The organism is Brenneria izbisi, assembly GCF_025840185.1.
GTDB classification, from domain to species: Bacteria; Pseudomonadota; Gammaproteobacteria; order Enterobacterales; family Enterobacteriaceae; genus Brenneria; species Brenneria izbisi.
Genome location: NZ_JAMPJU010000010.1, coordinates 1 through 25,043 on the forward strand (window position 1 = coordinate 1; position 25,043 = coordinate 25,043).

Sequence of the window (25,043 nt, forward strand, 5' to 3'; positions counted from 1 at the left end):
GGTCTCCCCATGTGAGAGTAGGGAACTGCCAGGCATCAACTAAGTGGAAAGCCCCATGCGACAGCATGGGGCTTTTTACGTTGTGACGGAATGAAATAAGATTTGGTTGTCTGATCTATTTTTTCTGTAACAACCACAGAGCTATAAACTGGGCTACTTGTTGAGGTTGATTGATATCTAACCTTGGAAGAGGGGCTGTTTCTATTTCTGTGTCTGAAGCAATAGCAATTACATATTCATCAAGTAAATCAGCAAGCTCTCTACCTAAAGATTGACGAAACAAGACGATCTTGCTGATCTCTTCATGTTTGAATCCTTCGACCAGGACAAGATCAAGCACTGAGGTATCCATTTTACTGGCTAATTCATGTAGATCAGGTGATTTCTGTTCCGCCGTTTCTGTCATCAATGCCCATCGTTGGTTACTTGCCACAATGGTTTGTGTCGCCCCCGCCTTGCGTAATTCATAGCTATCCTTGCCTGGCGTATCAATATCCATTTGATGATGCGTATGCTTGATTAGGCCCACTTTAATCCCGCGTTTTACCAGTTGTGGGATGACTTCTTTGAGCAACGTGGTTTTTCCTGTACCGCTATAGGCTGCGATGGCAAGCAGAGTTGGGGTATTAATATTCATTATGATGCCTCTGCCAGTTGAATAAGTCTTCCTGTGAGTTCAGGTTGAGGAAGGCATTGGGTTGATCGGCAAATGAAACTGCTTTGGCGCCTATCTGTTCGATAAAAAGCATCAATTTACGATCTCCATTATGAAGATAGGCTTTTAGTGGTTCGATGAGGCATCGATTGATTAGCAATAGTGTCGGATGATCCCGATGCCCATCGGTTACATAGACTGCGTTATTTCCCTCTTTCGCTTCACAGAGTCGACGGACAAGATCCAAGGGTAGGCCTGGAACGTCACAAGGAACAAACACAATCCATTCAGATGTCGCCGCCTGCATTCCGGTCAGGATACCGGCCAATGGACCGGCAAAGCCCTTATCAATGTCGCTGATGACTGGATATCCACTTTGCCGATAAGTAGAAAGATTACGATTGGCGCTGATGATGATGTCATCAACCTGATTTTTTAGTCGGCTCAGGACATGCTGGTATAGCGGTATGCCATGGAGCTCCATCAGTCCCTTGTCATTACCGCCCATTCGTGTTGACTGTCCACCAGCCAGAATGACACCCGTGATCATTTTTTGCCCCTGTAACCTGAGTTATATGTCATTTTCTGAAAACTTTTACGGAAGACCAAGTTCTTTCCACATATCGCCAAGACTGTTATTTTTGTCATAGTTTTACTTTCTGAGGATAAAAAATGAAATGCCATCGCGTTAATGAACTGGTCGAACTGCTGCACCCTGCCTGGCAAAAAGAGCCTGATTTAAATCTTATTCAATTTTTACAAAAACTTGCACAGGAGGCGGGGTTTGAGGGGCAGTTAAATGAGCTAACTGATGATATCCTTATTTACCATCTGAAAATGCGTGATTCAGATAAAGAACAGGTGATTCCTGGTTTGAAAAAGGATTATGAAGAAGATTTCAAAACAGCATTACTTCGTGCACGTGGCGTCATTAAAGATTAACAGACGACAGGTGCAGATAGTGCTCATATTTATCTTACATACTGATATGTGGTTGTTATGAACAGCTCGGTTTTTAATTTTCAAACGTTGTTCCCTGAATTAATCATGGATGCATTGCTGAACGCCGGATTGCGTGTCGATTCAGGTTTGACCGCTTTAAACAGCTATGAAAACCGGGTATATCAGTTTACAGATGAAGAACGGAAACGTTATGTAGTGAAGTTTTACCGCCCGGAGCGGTGGACGGAAGCGCAAATTCTTGAAGAACATGTGTTTGCCCAGGAACTTGCTGAAGATGAAGTCCCGGTTGTGGCTCCGTTAACGTTAAATGGCCGTACTTTGCATCTTTATGAAGGATTCCATTTTGCGGTGTTTCCCAGTGTTGGCGGGCGGCAATATGAAATGGATAATGAAGAACAGTTGGAATGGGTTGGCCGATTCTTAGGTAGAATTCATCAGACGGGCAGTAAATGTTCCTTTTCCGTGCGACCAACTATCGGGTTGAATGAGTATTTGTATGAGCCCTATCAGTTGTTGCAGCATTGTCCATTAATACCGAAAATGCAGCGAAATACTTTTTTACAGGCAACCAGTGGACTCATTGATATTGTTGAGTCTTATTGGCGTACTGATTGGCATTCGCTGCGTTTGCATGGTGATTGTCATCCGGGCAATATTTTGTGGCGCGACGGCCCGCTGTTTGTGGATTTGGATGATGCGCGTAATGGCCCGGCAATACAGGACTTATGGATGTTGCTGCATGGCGAGCGCCAGGAACAACGTAGACAACTGGATATTTTGTTGGAGGCTTACAGTGAGTTTGCTGAATTTCAGGGTGATCAGTTGGCATTAATCGAACCTTTACGCGCGATGAGACAGGTTTATTATCTGGCCTGGGTTGCTCGCCGTTGGGAAGATCCCGCTTTTCCCCGAAATTTCCCCTGGATGACTGATGCTGATTTTTGGCTTAAGCAGACATCAATATTTACCGAACAGGCTAAGCTGCTACAGGATCCCCCCTTGCAGTTAATGCCGATGTACTGAAATTAAATGGAGAGAGTATATTTTATGAAAAAACTATGGCTTGCGCTGATTGGTATTGTTCTGTCATTCAGCGCTTCGGCGGCTGAGTTTTCCAATGGCAAACAATTTGTCGAATTGGATAAACCGGCAACTCAGGAACCTCAGGTTCTTGAGTTCTTCTCATTCTATTGCCCGCACTGTTATCAATTTGCGCAGGTTTATCATATACCGGAAGCAGTGAAGAAAGCGCTGCCGGAAGGGACAAAAATGACTCGCTATCATGTTGATTTTTTGGGTCCTCTGGGTAAAAATCTGACGCAAGCCTGGGCTGTGGCCATCGCATTGGGCGTGGAAGATAAAATTACCCCGCCAATGTTTGACGCGGTTCAGAAAACACAAACTGTAAAAACGCCTGACGATATTCGTAAGATTTTTATCGACGCGGGCGTCAGTGCGGAAGAATTTGATGGTGCGCTAAATAGTTTTGTTGTGAAATCTTTGGTTGCTCAGCAAGAAAAAGCGGCGGCAGATTTACAATTACGTGGTGTTCCAGCCATGTTTGTTAATGGCAAATATATGATTAAGAATGATGGTTTGGACACCAGTTCAATGGAGGCGTATGTGAAACAGTATGCCGATGTTGCTAAATTCCTCATCGATAAAAAATAAGCGATAAATAAACCACGCCAGTTAAATTGGCGTGGTTTTATTCTGTGCTTTCTGCTTTTTTATCTCTCAATAACCCCCTTAGCTGCAATAATATTTTATTAAAGCAATTTTATATCCACAAAATGGATTGTCTTTTATCGATGCCTGCAAATAATCAAAATTATTTTAACTTTATGAATGATAGGGATATAAAGAGAATCACCTTTCCGAGCCAGTCGGTTGATAATTAATTTTGACATTTTATTCACAAACTTATCCACAAGCCTATCTTGCGATGAGCCATGAAAAAATGAGCAATATCTGACGTTAAGGATCGTCTCTTTCCTTCAGCTATGGCATGCTTAGCGTCATGACAGATGACAAAGATTACAGCAGGCTATGGCTCAGATTGCAGAAAACCCATTCATTCTGGTAGACGGCTCATCCTATTTGTACCGTGCTTATCATGCGTTCCCGCCATTAACTAATAGCGCAGGGGAACCAACCGGCGCGATGTATGGCGTATTAAACATGCTGCGCAGTTTGCTGGTGCAATATCGTCCCAGCCATGTTGCTGTGGTGTTTGATGCCAAAGGCAAAACGTTCCGTGATGAATTGTTCGAGAACTATAAGGCTCATCGTCCACCAATGCCGGATGATTTGCGTGAACAGATTGAACCCTTGCACCAGATGGTGAAAGCCATGGGATTACCCTTGCTTGCCGTTTCCGGCGTGGAAGCTGACGATGTAATTGGTACGCTGGCTTTGCAGGCTGAAAAAGCCGGAAAATCAGTATTGATTAGTACCGGTGATAAAGACATGGCGCAGTTGGTTACGCCCAATGTTACGCTTATCAACACCATGAACAACACTATCCTCGGTCCGCAGGAAGTGTGTGAGAAATACGGTATTCCGCCTGAATTGATTATCGATTTCCTGGCGTTAATGGGAGACTCATCCGACAATATTCCCGGCGTTCCCGGTATCGGGGAGAAGACTGCACAAGCGTTATTACAGGGTATCGGCGGTCTGGATAGGTTATACGCCAATCTGGATAAGATTGCGGGGCTTTCATTCCGCGGCGCTAAAACCATGGCGCCCAAGCTTGAGCTAAATAAAGAGGTTGCGTACCTTTCCTATCAGCTTGCCACCATTAAAACTGATGTTGAGCTTGAACTGAGTTGTGAGCAGTTAACGGTCAATGAGCCGGATATTGATGAACTGCATCGTTTATTTTCCCGTTATGAATTCAAACGCTGGTTAGCGGATATTGAATCCGGTACATGGTTGCAGGATAAAAAAGGTAATACTCCTGTGCCACAAGCGTTCAAGGCGACAGAGAAACGCGTCGACGAAGCCGTACCTGTTCTTTCTGCTGATGGCTATGTCACCATCCTGGATGAAAAAACGCTGTTGGAATGGATTGAGCGTTTAAAAAATGCCGAGGTTTTTGCCTTTGACACCGAAACTGATGGGTTGGATACGTTGACAGCCAATCTTATCGGGCTTTCATTTGCGGTAAAAACTGGAGAGGCGGCTTATCTTCCATTAGCTCACGATTATCTTGATGCGCCGGAGCAGTTGGATCGCACGCGAGTATTGGCGTTACTCAAACCTTTGTTGGAAGATGAAAAATGCCTGAAGGTTGGTCAGAATCTTAAATTTGATAAAGGCGTGATGAATCGCTATGACATCGAATTGAGGGGGATCGCATTTGATACCATGCTTGAGTCTTATGTTCTGGACAGTGTTGCCGGGCGTCATGATATGGATAGCCTCGCTGAACGTCACTTGCAGCATAAAACGATCACCTTTGAAGAGATTGCCGGTAAAGGCAAGAATCAACTGACATTTAATCAGATTGCGTTGGAGCAGGCTGGCCCCTATGCGGCGGAGGATGCGGATGTCACATTGCATCTGCATCAGAAACTGTGGGCGCAATTACAGCAGCATCCTGAACTCCGTCAGGTGTTCCAGACCATTGATATGCCGCTGGTGCCGGTGTTGTCCAGAATGGAGCGGACTGGCGTATTGATTGATCCCGGTATTCTGTCTGAGCACTCTAAAGAGCTTACGGTTCGTCTGGCTGAGTTGGAAACCCAAGCCTACGAGTTGGCTGGTGAAGAATTTAATTTGTCATCGACAAAACAGCTTCAAGGTATTCTGTACGAAAAGCAAAAGCTGCCAATCCTGAAAAAAACGCCAAAAGGCGCGCCCTCCACCAATGAAGAAGTGCTGGCGGAACTGGCATTGGATTATCCTCTGCCGAAACTGATCCTTGAATATCGCGGGCTGGCGAAACTGAAGTCTACCTATACCGATAAGCTACCGCTGATGATTAACCCGGCAACCCGGCGTGTGCATACTTCTTATCATCAGGCGGTAACCGCTACCGGTCGTTTGTCTTCCAGCGATCCCAACCTGCAAAACATTCCGGTGCGTAATGAAGAAGGGCGTCGTATTCGTCAGGCTTTTATTGCACCGAAGGGATACAGCATTGTGGCGGCGGACTACTCGCAGATTGAACTACGCATTATGGCGCATCTTTCCGGCGATAAAGGTTTGTTGAAAGCGTTCTCTGATGGGTTGGATATCCACCGCGCGACCGCTTCGGAGGTTTTTGGTATTGCGTTGGATAAAGTAACGTCTGAACAGCGTCGTAGCGCAAAGGCGATTAACTTTGGCTTGATATACGGTATGAGTGCATTTGGGCTGTCGCGGCAATTGAATATTCCCCGCTATGAATCGCAGAAATATATGAATCTGTATTTCGAACGTTACCCCGGGGTTCAGGAATATATGGAGCGTACCCGCCAACAGGCTGCGGAGCAGGGCTATGTTTCCACGCTGGATGGGCGTCGTCTTTACCTGCCGGATATTCATTCGCGTAACGCTATGGCGCGTAAGGCGGCGGAGCGCGCGGCTATTAACGCCCCTATGCAGGGCACTGCCGCGGATATTATCAAGAAAGCGATGATCGCGATTGATAGTTGGTTACAGCAGGATAAACCGCTCGTGAATATGATAATGCAGGTTCACGATGAACTGGTTTTTGAGATCCATGATGCGGCTCTGGAAGCATCGCAGAACAAAATCAGAGAGTTAATGGAAGGCTGCATGCGACTTAGTGTACCGCTGCGAGTGGATATTGGCACCGGCATGAACTGGGATGAAGCACATTAAACCAATATTTGGATCATAATTTTTTGTAATAAAATAACAGGATAGTGTGACCTGGTTTAACTTTGTGTAAATGGTCGCCGATTTTCGTGAAAGTAAACAACAAAAAAAACTTTGTTCCGATGAAAAAATAGGGTAGAGTTAAAGACGTAGGGTACAGAGGTAAGATGTTCTATCTTTCAGACCTTTTACTTCACGTAATCGGATTTGGCTGAATATTAGCTGCCCCGGTCATTTTTTGACTGGGGCGTTTTTTATTGGTGTTTAGTGACGGCTTAAGTCGCGGATGAGGCGTTACCCACCACAGATACGAAACTACTTACTTTCCTGTCCCTCTGTCTCTTCGGCCTGCGGCAGCGTGCTGAACCAGTTATCGAGTTTCTGACGTAATTTATCGACGCCCAGCTTCTTCAGTGAAGAAAAGGCTTCTACCTGAATATCACCCATGATTGGCAGTACCGCTTCACGTACCATATTGAGTTGGGCTTTACGAGCGCCAGATGCCAATTTATCTGCTTTGGTCAGCAGAACCAGCACCGGGATCTGTGCATCAACCGCCCATAGCAGCATTTGTTGATCGAGATCTTTCAGCGGGTGGCGGATATCCATCAGAACGATCAACCCTTTCAGGCTATTACGTTTCTGGAGATATTCGCCCAACGAACGTTGCCACTTGAGCTTCATGGCTTCCGGTACGTCGGCGTAGCCATACCCCGGTAAGTCCACCAGACGAATGCCTTCTGCCACTTCAAACAGGTTGATAAGCTGCGTTCTTCCCGGCGTTTTACTGGTGCGCGCCAGGCTTTTTTGATTGGTTAGCGTATTCAACGCACTGGATTTTCCGGCGTTAGAGCGCCCAGCAAAGGCAACTTCAATACCGCTATCTGTTGCCAGGTGGCGAATATCCGGGGCGCTGATGACAAACCGCGTCATGTGGTAGTTATATTGCTGGGTCACAATGATTATCTCTGTTTGGATCGATGTCTGGTTGGCGATTATACCTGTAACTGACCATAAAGGCGGTTTTATTGTGTTGGCTCGCTTTGTGGTGTGACGGGAGAGTCGTTGACTGGACGCCCTCCTTGCACCTTGAAAGACAATAGGTATAGCCTGTATCCATATCTGAAATTATGAAAATCAGGATCGGTACGGGCGAGTACTTTTTTATTGTCGGGCTTTCTGCTAGATTCCGCCGCAATTACCTTCACCTGTGTATCTGAGAACAACATTATGAGCCAAACAGTTAAAGGGTCTGCTAAACCCAAAATCAAAAGAAAAACCCGCGAAGAACTGGATCGGGAAGCACGTAATCGCAAGCGCCAGAAAAAACACCGTGGTCATGTTGCGGGTAGCCGTGCTCAGGATAAAGGCACATCAAACGAAACGAACGGACAGCGTAAAGCCGTTGATCCGCGTATTGGCAGCAAAAAACCGATTCCGTTGGGGATTAAGGAAACCGTCGCACCGAAACCGAGAACTATCGTCCATACTGATAAAGAGACGGCTAAGCTCGCCATTATGTCGCCTGAAGAAGAATTGGCGCTGCTGGAGAATGATGCCCGTCTGGATGCATTGCTGGATCGTATGGATAACGGCGAAACACTGAGTGCCAAAGAGCAATCATGGGTTGATGAAACGCTGGATCGTATTGATGCGTTGATGGAGCAGCTTGGTATCGAACTGGATGATGACGAAGAAGAACAGGAAGATATGCTACAACTTCTGAAGCGTAATAACCCGAAAGATGCATTCTAATTGATGAAAATACTGGTTTTGTCATTGTCGCTGCTGGTTACGTTTTATCTGTTTTGCCTGTTAGCTAAACTAGGGTTGTTGTCCAGGCGGAAAAGTCGATTGCAACGTACGGTCCGGCGCCCGCGGGCGCAGCAGGTTATCGCTCCGATCAGACCAAAACGCCGCACGCCGCTTTAGCTTGATACCGTAATGATTCGAAAAAGGAGAGCAGGGATTGCACACCAATAAAAATACCGGGAGGAGTGAGCAGCATGTCCGAACAAACCGTTGATTGGGATTTAGCCCTGATTCAGAAATATAACTATTCCGGGCCGCGCTATACCTCTTATCCCACCGCGCTGGAGTTTAGTGAACACTATGATGAGCCAGCTTTTCAGCAGGCGATTGCGCGTTATCCACAGCGAGCGCTGTCGCTCTATATTCATATCCCTTTTTGCCACCGACTATGTTACTTCTGCGGTTGTAATAAACTGGTCACGCGTCAGCAGCATAAAGCAGATGAATATCTTGATGTGCTGGAGCAGGAGATCCGCCAGCGTGCGATGCTGTTCGTTGGGAGGACAGTGACGCAAATGCATTGGGGCGGCGGTACGCCGACCTACCTGAACAAAGCGCAAATCAGTCGTTTGATGAGGTTATTGCGTGAGCAATTTTCTTTTTCGCATCAGGCTGAATTGTCGCTGGAAATCGATCCACGGGAAATTGAACTGGATGTTCTCGATCATCTGCGTGTCGAAGGATTTAATCGCCTGAGCATGGGGGTGCAGGATTTCAATAAAGACGTACAAAAGTTGGTAAACCGCGAGCAGGATGAAGATTTCATTTTTGCATTAATCGCACGCGCGAAATCCCTGGGATTCACGTCAACCAATATTGATCTGATTTACGGCTTGCCAAAGCAGACGTCAGAAAGTTTCGCTTTTACGTTGCAGCGAGTCGCTGAACTCAGCCCACACCGGCTCAGTGTGTTCAACTATGCGCATTTACCCAGCTTGTTTGCGGCTCAGCGGAAAATCAAAGAAGCTGATTTGCCGGATGCGGAACAGAAGCTGGAAATTTTGCAGCAGACGATCAGTACGCTGACGCAATCCGGTTACCAGTTTATCGGTATGGATCACTTTGCTCGCCCGGATGATGAACTGGCGATGGCGCAACGGGCAGGAAAATTGCATCGTAATTTTCAGGGTTATACCACGCAAGGCGATGGTGATCTGCTGGGAATGGGGGTATCAGCGATCAGTATGATCGGTGATAGTTATGCGCAAAACCAGAAGGAACTTAAGCGTTATTACGCTCAAATCCGAGACTCTGGCAATGCGTTATGGCGCGGGTTACGGTTGACGCAGGATGATTGTATCCGGCGTGATGTCATCAAGACGCTGATTTGTAATTTCCAGTTAGGCTACCACCAGATTGAAGCGGACTACGGTATCGATTTTCAGTCCTATTTTGCGCAGGATTTGCAGCAGTTGGCGCCATTAGCGGCGGATGGGCTGGTGGACATTCAAGAAGATGGTATTGTGGTCACAGCCAAAGGTCGTTTGCTGATCCGTAATATCTGTATGTGTTTCGATAAATACCTGCGAAACAAGGCGCAGACGCAGCAATTCTCGCGGGTAATTTAGTAAAAAAACCACCAGTCAGTTTTAACAGGACTGGTGGTTTTTTATGGTGAAACCTCTTTAATGAGGATTCCGATCATCATTCATATGAACGGCGGATTAACTAAAAAAGTTAATCAGAGCGGCACACAGGACAGCGGCGATAGCTGTTTGCGGTGAATGGCTCGCAGCGGAGCTTATTTCAGCGCTGTGTGACACGACGGAAATTAATGAATCCAGCATGGTACTCCTCCCGAATCAGCGACACGATCATACTGCTGGTCAGCGGTAAGTAAAGAACAAATTCGTGACAATTTCGTGCGCCAGATTGTATTTTTATCACCCGATTTGGTGTCGAACAATTGAGCAATAAAGGGGTAACCGATGCTACTCCATTCCCAGTTCTTTCAGCTTACGCGTCAGGGTATTTCTTCCCCAGCCCAATAAACGGGCCGCTTCCTGCTTGTGTCCCTGAGTATGCCGTAATGCGGTGGTAAGCAAGGTTCTTTCCATTTCGGGTTGCGCTTCTGCCAACAGGTTTTGATGACCGGAACGCAGCGCCCGATCTGCCCATTGCGCCAACAAGGTTGCCCAGCTGTCTGGCAACATCTGTACGGTGGAGTCGGGAGCCGTGGTTTCAAACAGTTCCGGCGGCAGATCCTGAATCAGTACTTCCTGACCGGCGGCCATCACCGTCAGCCAGCGACAGGTGTTTTCAAGTTGGCGCACATTGCCCGGCCAGGGCAGGCGGGTAAGTGCCGTTTCTGTTTCGGGATGCAGATTTTTCGGCTCAACGCCCAACTCTTTAGCCGTTGCCTGCAAAAAGTAACGCGCCAGACGGGGAATATCTTCGCGGCGTTCACGTAAAGGTGGCAGGTGTACACGAATGACATTCAGACGATGGAACAAGTCTTCTCGGAATTTCCCTTCCTGTACTCGTAGTTCAAGGTTCTGATGCGTCGCTGCGATAATTCGCACATCCACTTTAACCGCGGCATAACCGCCAACCCGATAAAACTGACCATCAGCCAGTACGCGCAATAAACGGGTCTGAACATCCAGCGGCATATCGCCGATTTCATCCAGAAACAGCGTGCCGCCATCCGCCTGCTCAAAGCGTCCCTGGCGAATTTGATTAGCGCCGGTAAACGCACCTTTCTCGTGACCGAACAGTTCTGACTCGATTAAATCTTTTGGAATAGCCGCCATGTTCAAAGCGATAAATGGAGCTTTGGCGCGCGGGCTATGGCGATGCAGCGCATGTGCCACCAGTTCTTTACCAGTGCCGGATTCACCGTTAATCAGCACACTGATGGAGGAGCGCGACAGACGACCAATGATGCGAAACACATCCTGCATGGCAGGGGCTTCGCCGATGATATCCGTTGTCGGGCCGCTGATCGGCTGGCTACGGACAGGCTGTTGCTGCTCCAGATAATGGCTGATGGCGCGTTCGACCAACGCAACAGCCTCATCAATATCGAAAGGCTTTGGCAGATAATCAAATGCGCCTTGCTGATAAGCGCTGACGGCGGCATCCAGATCGGAGTGCGCGGTCATAATGATGACCGGTAGCATCGGATGGCGCTGTTTTATCTGTTGCAGTAAAGCCAGCCCGTCCATTCCCGGCATACGGATATCGGACAATAGTACGTCTGGCGTTTGTGTCGCCAACGCATGCAGAGCCTGGTTTCCGTTATCAAACGTCGCACAGGTTAAGCCCGCTCCAGTGAGCGCACGTTCGAGCACCCAACGGATGGAGCTATCGTCATCGACAATCCAGACTATCCCTCGTTGCATTGTGAACCTCACTGGCGAATGGGCAGGTACACCGAAAATTCGGTATGGCCTGGCCAACTGTTAAATTCAATTTTACCGGAGTGCTGATCGATAAGACTGCGCGCAATAGACAACCCTAACCCCGTGCCTCCTTCCCGACCGCTCACCATTGGATAGAACAAGGTATCCTGTAGTTGGGCTGGTACACCTGGACCGTCATCTTCAATGTCAATACGCGCAGCAAGGCGATAACGCACACCATGTAAGGTAAGTTGAAATGCGGTGCGGGTGCGCAGCGTAATAGTGCCGCCTTCTTGACCTAACGCCTGCAACGCATTACGCGTGATGTTCAGCAAAACCTGTTCAATCTGATCCGGGTCGTGCGTAAGTTCAGGCAAGCTGGGATCATAATCCCTCACCAACGTCACGTTGTCCGGTTTTTCCAGAGAAACGAGCTTACATACTCGCTCTGCAACCTGATGAATGCTCTGGGTGACGTGCAGGCCGGGTTGCTGAGGGCCGAGCAGACGGTCAACCAGATTACGCAGGCGATCCGCCTGTTCGATGATCACTTTGGTGTATTCGGTCAGCGCAGGGTCGGGTAACGCCTTGGAGAGCAACTGCGCCGCGCCGCGTAATCCACCTAGCGGATTTTTTATCTCATGCGCCAACCCTCTGACCAGATCGCGCGCGGCCTGCTGTTGAGCATGTTGAAGCTGTTCCTGGCTAAGACGTCGTTGATTATCCATCGGCGCCATTTCCAGCAGAATGAAGTTATCCTGTACCCGTTGCGCGGTAAGCGACATGATATGCGCTTTGCCATCCACGACGATCGTCACTTCGTTATCCGTAAAACCTTGCCCTGAATCCAGACTCTCAAGCATCAAATCTATATTCAGAGAAAAATATCCCAACAGTTCAGGCAACGGTGTGCCTGATAATTTACGCGAGCTTTGTGCCAGTAATTGTTGTGCTGCCGGGTTGGAATAATGAATCGCCAGATCGTTATCCAGCAATAAAATGCTGTTTATCAAAGAATTTAGGATCTGCCCAGCATCGGGCAGCGTGCCTGTTGCCATAACGCAGACTCCCGCACTATCTTAGTGCATTGTAGTGTATATGATAGAAACGATGTAGCAACTTCAGTGCTCGTGGAGAAAAAAGCCCATCATGAGATGGGCTGAAAAGTTTCCACGGCAACAAAAAATTTTCAGGAAAATTTTTAATAACGCAAAGCGTTAGTCCATCGGCCCTTCCTTGGATAACAGGCATGGATAACCCATCACAAAAACAGACTTACGATTGACTGTCAGCAGCCCAAACGTCAGCACGAATGGGCCGCGGGTTACTATTACACGCTATAGTACAGTTCAAACTCAACCGGGTGCGGAGTCATGCGAACACGGTCATTCTCTGCTTTACGCAGTTCGATGTAAGCATCGATAGCGTCGTCAGTGAATACGCCGCCACGCGTCAGGAACTCGCGGTCTGCATCCAGTGCGTTCAGTGCCTCTTCCAGAGAACCTGCAACCGTTGGGATTTCTTTCGCTTCTTCCGGCGGCAGATCGTACAAGTTTTTATCCATGGCATCGCCAGGATGGATTTTGTTGATAACACCATCCAGACCGGCCATCAGCAATGCAGCGAAGCACAGGTACGGGTTAGCGCCCGGATCAGGGAAGCGAACTTCAATACGACGCGCTTTCGGGCTTGCCACAACTGGAATACGGATAGACGCAGAACGGTTGCGGGCGGAGTAAGCCAGCATAACCGGCGCTTCGTAACCAGGAACCAGACGTTTGTAAGAGTTGGTGGTCGGGTTGGACAAGGCGTTGATCGCTTTAGCGTGTTTGATGATACCGCCGATGTAGAACAGAGCCGTTTCGGACAGACCGCCGTATTTGTCGCCAGAGAACAGGTTTGTGCCATCTTTGGACAGAGACATATGGCAGTGCATACCGGAGCCGTTATCACCGAACATCGGTTTCGGCATGAACGTTGCGGTTTTACCGAAGGCATGGGCAACGTTATGTACGACGTATTTGTAAATCTGAATTTCGTCCGCTTTTTTGGTCATGGAGTTGAAGCGGGTTGCCACTTCGTTCTGACCAGCGGTTGCCACTTCATGGTGATGCGCTTCAACAACCAGTCCCATTTCTTCCATGGTCAGACACATGGTGGAACGGATGTCCTGTGATGAATCAACCGGAGGAACCGGGAAGTAACCGCCTTTGATCCCCGGACGGTGACCTTTGTTGCCGCCTTCATATTCTTTGCTTGAATTCCACGCGCCTTCAATGTCATCAATCGTGACATGGGAACCGGAGATGCTGCTGCCGAAACGAACGTCGTCAAACAGGAAAAATTCCGGCTCAGGCCCAAACAATACGGTGTCGGCAATGCCGGAAGAACGCAGAAAATCCTCAGCACGCTTAGAGATAGAACGCGGATCGCGGTCATAACCCTGCATGGTGCCTGGCTCCAGAATGTCACAGCGGATGATCAGCGTGGTTTCTTCATAGAAAGGATCAAGGACTGCGGTGCTGGCATCTGGCATCAATACCATGTCGGATTCGTTAATACCTTTCCAGCCGCCAATCGAGGAGCCATCAAACATTTTGCCTTCTTCGAAGAAGTCTGCGTCGACTTGATGAGCCGGAATGGTGACGTGCTGTTCTTTGCCTTTGGTGTCGGTGAAGCGTAAATCAACGAACTTCACTTCATGTTCATTCAGCATCGTCAAAACGTGTTCTGCGGACATACTTGATTCTCCCGATTGGTCATTTTTCGTCGTGGAACGAATATCGTTGTGGATTGATGTTGTTAGCGTGAGTAGACTAAAGCTAAAAGTGTGCCAACTTTTTAAATGTGTGCAATGTGTTGCTCTTCGGGGCTTTCCGTCGGAAGGCAACTGCACCATTATAGTTTGATGCACCATTAAGGTGCTTTATTGGTGAATTATAGCACCTTAATGGTGCATTGATTCACGCTTATCGCGCTTTTGCACCGTGAAAGGGATCACAAAGCAGGCAGCAGTAGGTTGTTTATCATAGATTCTTGTGATCTTGTTTAGTCCCTCGATTAATACGTGTACAATAGCGCGCTATTTCTAAATGCCTGAGGCAAAGCTGTGATCGAAAATTTGCGTAACATCGCCATTATTGCGCACGTTGACCATGGGAAAACCACCCTGGTCGATAAGTTGTTGCAACAATCCGGAACTTTCGGAGAACGTACTGAAGCAACCGAACGTGTAATGGACTCCAACGATTTGGAGAAAGAGCGTGGAATTACCATCCTCGCCAAAAATACCGCCATTAATTGGAAAGACTACCGCATTAACATCGTGGATACCCCTGGACACGCCGACTTCGGCGGTGAGGTAGAGCGTGTAATGTCGATGGTTGACTCGGTGCTGTTAGTTGTCGACGCAATGGATGGTCCGATGCCGCAGACCCGTTTCGTGACCAAGAAAGCATTTGCCAATGGTCTGAAGCCAATTGTGGTAATCAACAAGGTTGACCGTCCTGGCGCGCGTCCTGACTGGGTTGTCGATCAGGTGTTCGACCTGTTCGTGAACCTGGATGCGACAGACGAGCAACTGGATTTCCCTATCATTTATGCGTCCGCGCTCAATGGTATCGCAGGTAATGACCACACGGATATGGCGGAAGATATGACTCCGTTGTATCAGGCGATCGTCGATCATGTTTCTGCGCCAAAAGTAGAACTTGATGCGCCGTTCCAGATGCAGATCTCCCAGTTGGACTATAACAACTATGTCGGCGTTATCGGCATTGGCCGTATCAAACGCGGTAAAGTCAAGCCTAACCAACAGGTCTCCATCATTGATAGCGAAGGCAAAACCCGCAACGGTAAAGTCGGTAAAGTTCTGACCCATATGGGGCTGGAGCGTATCGAAGCTGCCGTGGCTGAAGCGGGCGATATCATCGCGATTACTGGTCTGGGCGAACTGAACATCTCTGATACGATCTGTGATGTGAACGCGGTTGAAGCGTTACCGCCACTGACGGTTGATGAACCGACCGTAACCATGTACTTCAACGTCAACACCTCTCCGTTCTGCGGTAAAGAGGGCAAATATGTGACGTCACGTCAGATCCTTGAACGCCTGAACAAGGAACTGGTGCATAACGTCGCACTGCGCGTAGAAGAAACCGAAGATGCCGATGCGTTCCGCGTTTCAGGCCGTGGTGAGCTTCACCTGTCGGTTCTGATCGAAAACATGCGTCGTGAAGGCTTCGAGTTGGCGGTTTCCCGCCCGAAGGTTATCAATCGCAAAATCGATGGCCGTATGCAAGAGCCGTTCGAAAACGTGACGCTGGATATCGAAGAACAGCATCAGGGCGCCGTTATGCAAGCCATGGGCGAGCGCAAGGGTGATGTCAAGGACATGATCCCGGATGGCAAAGGCCGTATCCGTCTGGATTACCTGATCCCGGCACGCGGTCTGATCGGTTTCCGTACCGAGTTTATGACCATGACGTCGGGTACAGGTCTGCTCTACTCCACCTTCAGCCATTATGATGACGTGCGTGCGGGCGAAATCGGTCAACGCCAGAATGGGGTTCTGATCTCCAACGGTCAGGGTAAAGCGGTGGCATTTGCTTTGTTCAGCTTACAAGATCGCGGCAAGCTGTTCCTGGGCCACGGCGCTGAAGTGTATGAAGGCCAGATTATTGGTATTCACTCACGCTCCAACGATCTGACGGTAAACTGTCTGACCGGTAAGAAACTGACCAACATGCGTGCTTCCGGTACGGATGAAGCCACCACATTGGTTCCGCCGATCAAAATGTCGCTGGAACAAGCGCTGGAGTTCATTGATGATGATGAACTGGTTGAAGTTACGCCTCTGTCCGTGCGTATTCGTAAGCGTCATCTGACGGAAAACGATCGTAAACGCGCTAACCGTGGTCCGAAAGAAGGCTGATTTTCATCTGCTATTTCTTTTGTGCGAAAGGGCATCTTCGGATGCCTTTTTTACGTGCATCGTTCTCTCGCCATCGTCTTTATCTACATCTCTGCTTGCATTTTTTCCTGCTCATCTTCCCTGTTCAGGTTTGCGATTTCCCGCTACAGTGAAAAACCAACGGTTACATCAGGAGGAGAGGCCATGCTTTATATCTTTGATTTAGGCAACGTCGTCATCGATATTGATTTCAACCGGGTGTTAGGCGTCTGGAGCAATCTTAGCAGTACGCCGCTGGCGACGCTGAAAGCGCGTTTTGTCATGGGCGAGGTATTTGAACAGCATGAACGCGGCGAAATCAGTGATGAAGCGTTTGCTGAGCAGTTGTGCCTTGATATGGGGATTTCGTTGAGCTTCGAGCAGTTTTCCGCCGGATGGCAAGCTGTATTTGTGGCGCTGCGGCCTGAAGTGATCGCGATCATGCGGCAACTGCGCAATGACGGACACCGCGTTGTGATCCTTTCCAATACCAACCGCTTGCACTGCGGTCATTGGCCGACGCTATATCCTGAGGTAGAGGACGCCGCCGATCGTCTTTATCTGTCACAGGACATCGGTTTGCGCAAGCCTGAGATGGCTATCTATCAGCATGTGCTGACTCAGGAAAGCGTCACGCCGGAACAAGCGGTCTTCTTTGATGATAACCCTGCCAATGTGACGGCGGCCCAAACGCTGGGGATCCGCAGTATTCTGGTAGCAGACCGTCAGGTAATCCCGGATTTTTTCGCCACTCAGTCAGCCTCCGTCAGTATGTGAGCCATTGTTTAGCCGACGCATCGCACATTTTTGCGATGAATTCGGCCAACATGATGAAAACAGGAGTAAAAACCTTCTATGATCGCGTTAATTCAGCGGGTTTCCAGCGCCAGCGTCACCGTTGACAATGAGATTGTTGGTGAAATCGGGCAAGGGTTGCTGGTTTTGCTGGGCGTTGAGCAAGGCGATGATGAACAACAGGCCGAACGGCTTTGCGAACGGGTTTTGGGTTACCGAATTTTCGGTGATGAAAATGGCAAAATGAACTTGAATGTCAGTCAGGTCGGCGGCGGCGTACTCGTCGTGTCGCAATTTACGCTGGTGGCCGATACCCAGAGAGGAATGCGCCCCGGCTTTTCTCGTGGCGCGACGCCAGCGGAAGCTGATCGCCTCTATCAATATTTTGTCGGACAGTGCCGTGAACGGGCCATTCATACGGAAACCGGACGTTTTGCCGCGGACATGAAAGTCGCATTGGTTAACGATGGGCCGGTGACATTCTGGTTACAGGTATAGCGTATTGTTCAGTGAGGTCTGGGTCTAAAGAGAACCGGGTTTAAAGAGGAATTGTCATGTATCACCTGAGAGTGCCTGAAAGCGCGGAAGAACTTGATGCGTATTATCAATTCCGCTGGGAGATGCTGCGTAAACCGCTGCATCAGCCGCTTGGCTCTGAGCGAGACGCCTATGATGCGCTGGCGCATCATCAGACTGTGGTTGATGAGCAAGGGCGGCTGGTGGCGATTGGCCGCCTCTCCATTAATGCAGATAATGAAGCGGCAATCCGGTTTTTAGCGGTGCATCCTCAGGTCAGGGGTAAAGGGTTGGGGACACTGCTGGCAATGACCCTGGAATCGGTGGCGCGTCAGGAAGGCGCGAAACGGGTGGTGTGTAGCGCGCGTGAGGATGCCATGGATTTCTTCGCCAAGCTGGGTTTTGTCAATGAAGGGGAAATCACCGCGCCCCAGACTACGCCGATACGCCATTTTCTGATGATTAAGCCGATAGCGACGCTGGATGATATTTTGCATCGCCCGGATTGGTGCGGGCAGTTGCAGCAGGCCTGGTACGAGCACATTCCGCTGAGTGAAAAAATGGGCGTGCGTATCAGCCAGTACACCGGGCAGAAGTTTATTACCACCATGCCGGAAACGGGTAATCAGAATCCTCATCACACCTTGTTTGCCGGGAGTATGTTCTCGCTTGCCACGCTGACCGGTTGGGGATTGATCTGGCTGTTATTGCGGGAGAGGCGCCTGGGGGGAACGATTATTCTGGCCGATGCGCATATTCGTTACAGCACGCCGGTGGCGGGCAGACCAAGCGCGATTGCCGATCTTGGTTCACTGAGCGGGGATTTGGATCGCCTCGCCCGTGGACGCAAAGCCAGAGTGCAGTTGAATGTAGACCTGTTTGGCGACGACAAGAAAGGCGCGTTATTTGAGGGTATTTATATCGTTTTACCTGCACATCCCGAAGAACCGCTGGAGCAACGTGGATCGACATTGCAGTGAGTGATGGCGTTAGCCATCACTCATGATAAGGCTTACTGCGCGTGGTGAGTCGTTAATGCGCCTTGTTGCATTTGCTGATTGATGGGCTGTCCGTTGCTGTCTGTGCCTTGCAGCGCACCGTTTAAGGTCGGCTTTAACGGTGTATCGGCAGCGAGTCGCCCGTGAAGCTGTAATTGCAGGTTCGCATTGCCTGGCGGGGTTGAGGACGGCGTCGGCCATCCCCAACGCGTCAGGATATCCATCGGGACGGAACGTCCGCTCATCGTCAATGAAAACGCGCGATCCGGTTGTTGGCTGATAGTGGCCTTAGCCTCCAGCAGACCGGTTTGGGTAAACGTACTGAGATCGGTGATGGAAATCTGGTTGTCATTGGCCGTCAATGCCAACGAAGGACGGCGGATATCCACCTTATTGAAGGTGGCATCGCTGGCGTTCAGATTCAGACTGCCGGCCCAAACTCCCCATTCATGGTTGCGCGCCAGCCGCAAATCGCTGCCGTATCCATCCAGTGCGGTAAGCTGGAATGGAAAATCCGGGTTGATATCAATCAGCAGATTGCGATTCGCGGTGAATTTTCGCACATTCACTTCCGCCAACCAGTCGGGCAGCGACGTTTGCCAGCGTTGACGCCAGTTGCCCGGCAGCGTGTATTCCATGCCTGCCACAACAAATTCATTCAATTCTAAGCGATGGTTATTACGCTGCCAGCTACCGTTGGTACGCAGTAAGCCACCTTCCCAGCGGGTAGTGAACTGTTTGATCTCCACGCCGTTCGGCGAGAGCGCCAACTCTACGATAGGATCGATGAGGTGCATGCCGCCGTTGACGATATCGGTGGCGTTAAAGGATAACTCGCCGTCCTCGCTTTCCCAGTCGCCTTTGGTAAAGGTGACATCCTGTAGCGTGACATCAAGATCGATAAACGCCCAGCCCGGCCCTTCAATACGGGCATTAATCAAATCGAAGCGATTGACCGCCACGGACGAAATAGCGATTATCGGCTGCCAGAAATCCTTTATAGCCCGTGGGGTTTGAAGACGAACATTGCTGAGCCGCAGGTTATCAATTTGCCAACTGCCATCTTCCCCACGGCTGGCGTTACCGGTGAGTTGGCCTTGTGCTACATTGGCGCCGAAATTACTGAGAATAAGCTGATTCTGGTTGATTTCACCCTGCATCAGCACCTGACTGGCGGGAATATCATTAATCCGCATCGAGCGGGCGCTAAGCTGGAAACGGCTCTGTTTACCCAGCAAATACCCCGCTTCTGGTCGCCAGGGCATAATCCCGCCGTTGATGACCTGACCATTCAAACGCCAGTCGCTGTCCTGCGCCTGTAACGCCATCGAACGTAATTGTAAAACGTCTGCTTCAATGGGCAGTTTAACAGCCGCAGACGACAGATTCAGCGTGCCGCCTGCCAGTTCCAGGCTGGAAAAGTGGCGCGGCGAGATGATCTGGCGCACGCTGAGTCCCGCCGAGACGGTGGGTGCGGAGAGCGTCGGGGGCTGATCCTTGTGACCGAAGATGACATCTTTGAGCTGAATACGGCTGGGAGAAGACCAGTCATGACTGATTTTACCTAACGAAAGCTGGTAATTGGTGTTTTGGTTTACCCAATTGCTGATCCAGCTTGTCGCCCATGCTGTTTGCAGTAATACGTACAGAATAACCAGCGCCAGTAACGCCAGCAGGAATACCGTCAGCAATAATTTCCCGAGAAATCTCATCGTATCTGTCCATGCCTATCGTCAGGGATACTGAGTTTATGCCGTAATTACCTATAAGGCTCAATAGATAATGTCGTTACAGATAGTAAAAAGCGACCCGTGTTGCATCACGTGTCGCTTTTGTTGGCACCGGTCAGACGTATCGGTATTATTTTTCTTCCTGGGGGAAAACCAGGTTCAGTACGATGGCGGTGATACCGCCTGCCGCAATACCGGAAGAAAGCAGGGTTTTCATCCATTCAGGCGCGAATTGCAGAATCAATGGCTGCTGTGATACGCCCAGTCCGACGGCCAGTGAAAGCGCAATAATCATGATCGCGCGGCGATTCAACGGTTCGCGAGACACAATCCGAACGCCGGATGCGGCGATCGTACCGAACATGACGATGGTCGCGCCGCCCAGCACTGGCTCTGGAATGTGTTGTACAAAGCCGCTGACCGCCGGGAACAGGCCCAGAACAATCAACATCAACGCAACCACGAATCCGACATAGCGGCTGGCGACGCCGGTAAGCTGAATAACACCATTGTTCTGCCCAAAGCAGGAATTCGGAAAGGTATTGAAGATTGCGGATAGACAGGAGTTCAGGCCGTTTGCCAATACGCCGCCTTTCAAGCGCTTCATGTACAACGGCCCGCTGACCGGCTGTTCTGATACGTCGGAAGTGGCGGTAATATCCCCAATGGTTTCTAGCGAGGTTACCATAAAGACCAGCATCAGCGGGATAAGCAGGTTCCAGTCAAATCCCAGACCATAGTACAACGGCGTTGGCACCATGATGAGCGCGCTTTCTGCCGTTGACGAGCTATCCGGCAGCATCCCCATCGCCCATGCGACCAGATAACCTACCGCCATGGCAATCACCAGCGACGCCACGCGCAGATAGGGGTTACGTTGGCGGTTCAGAATGATGATCACCACCAGAACAACACCCGCCAGCAACAGGTTTTTCGGCGCGCCGAACGTGTTGTCGTTCATGGCGGCATAGCCGCCGCCGATCGATGTCAAGCCAACCTGAATGAGCGACAGGCCGATAATCATCACCACAATGCCTGACACCAGCGGCGTGATAATCCGGCGCGCGAGGTGCAAAAAGCGGGACAGAATGATTTCTGCGCAGGAGGCGACCATCAGCGTCCCAAACAGGGCTGCCATCATGGTGGGAACATCCGCCCCCCCGTTTTTCAGCGCTAACCCGCCCATGATCAATGGCGTAACGAAATTAAAGCTGGTGCCCTGGATAGACAGCAGGCCGGACCCTACGGGACCCCAGGTTTTAATCTGTAAAATGGAAGCAAGGCCAGAGGCAAAAAGCGACATGCTGATGATATGCTGCGTATCTTGCGCCGGTAGCCCCAATGCCTGACAGATCAGCATGGCGGGCGTGATTACCGCGACAAACATCGCCAGCAGATGCTGACAGGCTGCAAACAGGGTTTGTGGCAGAGGAGGCCGGTCTTCCAGTCGGTAGATTAATTCGCTGCGCTTAGGCATCGACGTCAGATCTGGCTGAGGAATATCCGTGGTGGTGGTCATAGTAATTGGCGTATCTGAAATGACAAAGAGGGCATTTTAATGATCTGTCTGGTAAAAGCAAACGTTTGCGGAACACGGTTTCATTTGCCGCCAGAGAAAACATTATTATAAGCATGGTTATCTGACGCGAGGTTCTATCACGACGTGAAAATTAAGCATTGGTATAACGGGTTCGCTCCGGTAGCCACCGCTCAATCAATGCCTTGGCGTGTTCTGGGTAGTGTTGATGAAGGTGGCGGGCAACGCGTTGTATCTGCGGGATTAACGCTTGATCGCGTAATAGATCCGCGACTTTGAATTCAGCATTGCCTGTCTGACGCGTACCCAACAACTCACCGGGGCCGCGAATTTCCAAATCACGTTGCGCAATAACAAATCCATCGTTGCTGTCACGTAATACCTGAAGCCGTTTCTGCGCCGTTTTGCTGAGCGGGGTTTTATAAAGCAGCACGCAGTGTGAGGCGACCGCGCCACGACCAACCCGGCCCCGTAGCTGATGAAGTTGCGCCAGACCTAGTCGCTCTGGATTTTCAATAATCATCAGGCTGGCATTCGGGACGTCAACGCCAACCTCAATAACGGTCGTGGCGACTAACAGTTGTAATTTACCCTGCTTGAAAGCCAGCATAACAGACTGTTTTTCCTGTGCTTTCATTCGGCCATGCACCAGACCGACAGCAAGATCGGGCAGCGCCGCTTTTAACTCCGTCCAGGTGGCTTCAGCGGCCTGGGCTTCCAGAAGCTCGGATTCTTCTATCAGCGTACAAACCCAATAGGCTTGCCGCCCTTCCTGCTGACAGGCGTTGTTGACGCGCTGAATAACGTCATGACGGCGTGAATCGGGGATAGCCACGGTGGTTACGGGCGTTCTCCCCGGCGGCAGTTCGTCAATAACCGAGGTATCCAGATCGGCATAGGCTGTCATGGCCAGTGTCCTGGGGATCGGCGTGGCGGTCATGATTAACTGATGAGGGTGAAATCCCTGCTCTTCGCCTTTTTCCCACAGCGCCAGACGTTGGTGCACGCCGAAACGGTGTTGTTCATCAATAATCACCAGCGCCAAGCCATTGAATTTTACCTGTTGCTGGAAAATGGCATGGGTTCCCACCACCATGGAGACCTGACCGCTGGCAATGGCGTCTTGCTGTGTCTGACGGGCTTTTCCCTTTTGTTTGCCGGCCAGCCAGCCCACCTCAATTTCCAAGGGTTCAAACCACTGACGAAAGTTATGCGCGTGCTGTTCCGCCAGTAGTTCGGTAGGCGCCATGAGCGCCACTTGCTTGCCGTTCGCAATGGCGCGTAGCGCCGCGAGCGCGGCAACCAGTGTTTTGCCTGAGCCAACATCGCCTTGCACCAGCCGCATCATGGGAAAGTCTTTGGCCATGTCCGCTTCAATTTCGCTGACGACCCGCGCTTGCGCCGTAGTTGGGGAGAAGGGCAGGCTGGCAAGCAGGCGCTGTTTAAGATGGTCGTTGGCTGGCAGAGATAATGCCTGATAACGCTGCGCGCCAGCGCGAACCGCCAGCATACTCAGGTTATGCGAAAGTAACTCTTCCATAATCAGCCGCTGCTGCGCCGGGTGTTTGCCCTGTTCAAGTTCGCTGAGTTGCATATCGGGCGGCGGACGATGCAGGGTATGCAAGGCTTCCGGCAAACTGAGAAGCGTTCGACTCAGTTCTTCCGGCAACAGTTCATCAATGGGATTGGCATCCAGCAAAGCCAGAGCCTGATCGGTTAATTTGCGTAATGTGGCCTGACGAACGCCTTCCGTGGTGGGGTAAACCGGCGTCAGTGATTCCTGCAATTCAACCTGGGTGTTATCCCCTTGCAGCCGGTATTCTGGGTGGATAATTTCAGCGCCAATTTTACCACGCTTGATCTCACCATAGGCGGTGACGCGCTGGCCCGGCGCCAGACTGTTCTTCATTGCGGCATTGAAATTGAAAAAGCGCATGGTCAGCATGCCGCTGCCATCACTGATTTGGCAGGTGAGCATACGGCGACGGCCAGAGGTGATGTCATGACGCAAGACTTCGCCTTCCACGGTGGCGTACATCCCCGGCAGCAGATCGCCGATAGCATAAAGGCGGGTTCGATCTTCGTAGCGCAGCGGCAAGTGAAGCAATAAATCCTGAACGGTTTCCAGCCCAAGTCGAGCCAGTTTCGCGACCTGACTGGCACCCACGCCAGTCAGCGTACTCAGCGGTTGGGTATGCAGCAGGCGGCCTTGCATCAGGACGCCGACGTCTGCATCGCGGCCCACCAGGGGGCATCGGCCACAATTTGACCGTTATTATCGATATAAGGGCGGGGCAACCCTTTACGTTTAGCCACACGCGCCAGCACCGGATAGCCGCCTTCAAACAACAGGCGCTGTTGTTCTTCCTCTTCCAGCGGACTATTTTCGCGCTGGTACATGCCTGCCATCTGACGTTGCCGCTGAGCTTCATACAAAATCAAGGCGGATGCGACCGAGACATTCAACGATTGCACCATGCCCGTCATAGGAATGATGATATCCCGGTCAGCCAGTTTTAGCGCTTCCGCTGTAATACCGGTTTTTTCCTGTCCCAGCAGAATGCAGGTTGGACGCGTGTAATCAATGTCACGAAAATCAACCGCTTGTTCGGACAGGTGGGTTGCCAGCACTTGCATGCCTGCCGATTTGAGATGGCTGACGGCATCATGGATGGTGCGATGGGTTTTGACTTCGACCCAACTGTTGCTGCCCGCCGCGGAAGAAACCAGTGTTTTCATGCGGTTGGTGGGCCATACGGCGTGGACCTGATGAACGCCCACCGCATCGGCGGTACGGATAACGGCGGAAATGTTATGAGGCTTATGCACCTGCTCCATGCAAAGCGTCAGATCGGGCTGACGACAGGTCAGCATCTCTCTTATGCGTGCATAACGTTGAGGGGTCATAACAG

At 50.2% G+C, this 25,043-nt stretch carries 22 protein-coding genes; 11 read left to right on the forward strand and 11 right to left on the reverse strand.

All coding sequences use genetic code 11. The annotated features are described in order from the left end of the window. Window positions 1–115: 115 nt before the first annotated feature. On the reverse strand, window positions 116–637 hold the full coding sequence (gene mobB, locus NC856_RS12920) for a molybdopterin-guanine dinucleotide biosynthesis protein MobB (protein ID WP_264090844.1): 522 nt from the start codon (window positions 635–637) through the stop codon (window positions 116–118). After that, window positions 627–1,205: a molybdenum cofactor guanylyltransferase MobA gene (gene mobA / locus NC856_RS12925; protein WP_264090845.1), complete on the reverse strand. Its 579-nt coding sequence runs from the start codon at window positions 1,203–1,205 to the stop codon at window positions 627–629. Before mobA ends, mobB begins: the two co-directional genes overlap by 11 nt. Window positions 1,206–1,327: 122 nt before the next feature. Between mobA and NC856_RS12930 the strand changes: the two genes are divergently transcribed. The 5 genes from NC856_RS12930 (at window position 1,328) to NC856_RS17885 (ending at window position 6,663) form a co-directional block, all read left to right on the forward strand. Next, window positions 1,328–1,597, forward strand: coding sequence for a YihD family protein (locus NC856_RS12930; RefSeq protein ID WP_264090846.1), 270 nt, complete (start codon window positions 1,328–1,330; stop codon window positions 1,595–1,597). A 57-nt stretch (window positions 1,598–1,654) separates the two neighbouring features. Next, window positions 1,655–2,641 carry a serine/threonine protein kinase gene (locus NC856_RS12935; RefSeq protein ID WP_264090847.1) on the forward strand — a complete coding sequence of 329 codons (987 nt, stop codon included), beginning with the start codon at window positions 1,655–1,657 and terminating at the stop codon, window positions 2,639–2,641. Between the two features lie 24 nt (window positions 2,642–2,665). Then, on the forward strand, window positions 2,666–3,289 hold the full coding sequence (gene dsbA / locus NC856_RS12940; protein ID WP_264090848.1) for a thiol:disulfide interchange protein DsbA: 624 nt from the start codon (window positions 2,666–2,668) through the stop codon (window positions 3,287–3,289). Window positions 3,290–3,667: 378 nt separating this feature from the next. Beyond that, window positions 3,668–6,451 carry a DNA polymerase I gene (gene polA, locus NC856_RS12945; RefSeq protein WP_264090849.1) on the forward strand — a complete coding sequence of 928 codons (2,784 nt, stop codon included), beginning with the start codon at window positions 3,668–3,670 and terminating at the stop codon, window positions 6,449–6,451. A gap of 164 nt (window positions 6,452–6,615) precedes the next feature. Further along, a complete protein-coding gene (locus NC856_RS17885; protein ID WP_071892919.1) occupies window positions 6,616–6,663 on the forward strand; it encodes a spot 42 RNA, inhibition of DNA synthesis in 48 nt (15 codons plus the stop codon). Between the two features lie 100 nt (window positions 6,664–6,763). On the opposite strand, the gene yihA is transcribed toward NC856_RS17885, so the two are convergent. Beyond that, a complete protein-coding gene (yihA, locus tag NC856_RS12950) occupies window positions 6,764–7,381 on the reverse strand; it encodes a ribosome biogenesis GTP-binding protein YihA/YsxC (protein ID WP_404802330.1) in 618 nt (205 codons plus the stop codon). Between the two features lie 297 nt (window positions 7,382–7,678). Here yihA and yihI point away from each other — a divergent pair, with 297 nt between their 5' ends. Together yihI and hemN are read left to right on the forward strand one after the other, a co-directional pair. Beyond that, window positions 7,679–8,203, forward strand: coding sequence for a Der GTPase-activating protein YihI (gene yihI / locus NC856_RS12955; protein ID WP_264090850.1), 525 nt, complete (start codon window positions 7,679–7,681; stop codon window positions 8,201–8,203). Between the two features lie 251 nt (window positions 8,204–8,454). Continuing rightward, window positions 8,455–9,828: an oxygen-independent coproporphyrinogen III oxidase gene (gene hemN / locus NC856_RS12960; RefSeq protein ID WP_264090851.1), complete on the forward strand. Its 1,374-nt coding sequence runs from the start codon at window positions 8,455–8,457 to the stop codon at window positions 9,826–9,828. A gap of 96 nt (window positions 9,829–9,924) precedes the next feature. Here the strand turns inward: hemN and NC856_RS12965 are convergent, their stop codons facing one another. The 4 genes from NC856_RS12965 to glnA all read right to left on the reverse strand — a co-directional run bounded on the left by NC856_RS12965 (window position 9,925) and on the right by glnA (window position 14,344). Next, window positions 9,925–10,047 (reverse strand): YshB family small membrane protein, encoded by a 123-nt coding sequence (locus NC856_RS12965; RefSeq protein ID WP_264090852.1) that lies wholly within the window; start codon window positions 10,045–10,047, stop codon window positions 9,925–9,927. 144 nt (window positions 10,048–10,191) lie between these two features. Continuing rightward, complete coding sequence (glnG, locus tag NC856_RS12970) at window positions 10,192–11,604, reverse strand: nitrogen regulation protein NR(I) (RefSeq protein ID WP_264090853.1); 1,413 nt, start codon at window positions 11,602–11,604, stop codon at window positions 10,192–10,194. Between the two features lie 8 nt (window positions 11,605–11,612). Then, entirely contained in the window at window positions 11,613–12,662 is a 1,050-nt protein-coding gene (gene glnL, locus NC856_RS12975; protein ID WP_113868935.1) for a nitrogen regulation protein NR(II), read from the reverse strand. Between the two features lie 272 nt (window positions 12,663–12,934). Continuing rightward, window positions 12,935–14,344 carry a glutamate--ammonia ligase gene (gene glnA, locus NC856_RS12980; RefSeq protein ID WP_264090854.1) on the reverse strand — a complete coding sequence of 470 codons (1,410 nt, stop codon included), beginning with the start codon at window positions 14,342–14,344 and terminating at the stop codon, window positions 12,935–12,937. 369 nt (window positions 14,345–14,713) lie between these two features. On the opposite strand from glnA, the gene typA reads away from it, so the two are divergent. From typA to fabY, 4 genes are all read left to right on the forward strand, one after another. Then, on the forward strand, window positions 14,714–16,537 hold the full coding sequence (gene typA / locus NC856_RS12985) for a ribosome-dependent GTPase TypA (RefSeq protein WP_264090855.1): 1,824 nt from the start codon (window positions 14,714–14,716) through the stop codon (window positions 16,535–16,537). A gap of 183 nt (window positions 16,538–16,720) precedes the next feature. After that, a complete protein-coding gene (yihX, locus tag NC856_RS12990) occupies window positions 16,721–17,332 on the forward strand; it encodes a glucose-1-phosphatase (protein ID WP_264090856.1) in 612 nt (203 codons plus the stop codon). A 78-nt stretch (window positions 17,333–17,410) separates the two neighbouring features. Continuing rightward, entirely contained in the window at window positions 17,411–17,848 is a 438-nt protein-coding gene (dtd, locus tag NC856_RS12995; RefSeq protein WP_264090857.1) for a D-aminoacyl-tRNA deacylase, read from the forward strand. Between the two features lie 56 nt (window positions 17,849–17,904). Beyond that, the gene (gene fabY, locus NC856_RS13000; RefSeq protein WP_264090858.1) at window positions 17,905–18,846 is read left to right on the forward strand and encodes a fatty acid biosynthesis protein FabY; all 942 of its coding nucleotides are present in this window, start codon (window positions 17,905–17,907) and stop codon (window positions 18,844–18,846) included. Window positions 18,847–18,878: 32 nt separating this feature from the next. Here the strand turns inward: fabY and NC856_RS13005 are convergent, their stop codons facing one another. The 4 genes from NC856_RS13005 to trmH form a co-directional block, all read right to left on the reverse strand. Then, on the reverse strand, window positions 18,879–20,576 hold the full coding sequence (locus NC856_RS13005) for an AsmA family protein (RefSeq protein ID WP_264090859.1): 1,698 nt from the start codon (window positions 20,574–20,576) through the stop codon (window positions 18,879–18,881). Between the two features lie 148 nt (window positions 20,577–20,724). Then, window positions 20,725–22,113, reverse strand: a complete 1,389-nt coding sequence (locus tag NC856_RS13010) for a nucleobase:cation symporter-2 family protein (RefSeq protein ID WP_264090860.1) — start codon at window positions 22,111–22,113, stop codon at window positions 20,725–20,727. A gap of 151 nt (window positions 22,114–22,264) precedes the next feature. Further along, the gene (gene recG / locus NC856_RS13015; protein ID WP_264090957.1) at window positions 22,265–24,346 is read right to left on the reverse strand and encodes an ATP-dependent DNA helicase RecG; all 2,082 of its coding nucleotides are present in this window, start codon (window positions 24,344–24,346) and stop codon (window positions 22,265–22,267) included. Next, window positions 24,346–25,038, reverse strand: a complete 693-nt coding sequence (trmH, locus tag NC856_RS13020) for a tRNA (guanosine(18)-2'-O)-methyltransferase TrmH (protein WP_264090861.1) — start codon at window positions 25,036–25,038, stop codon at window positions 24,346–24,348. The genes recG and trmH overlap by 1 nt, the downstream gene beginning before the upstream one ends. Between the last annotated feature and the right edge of the window lie 5 nt (window positions 25,039–25,043).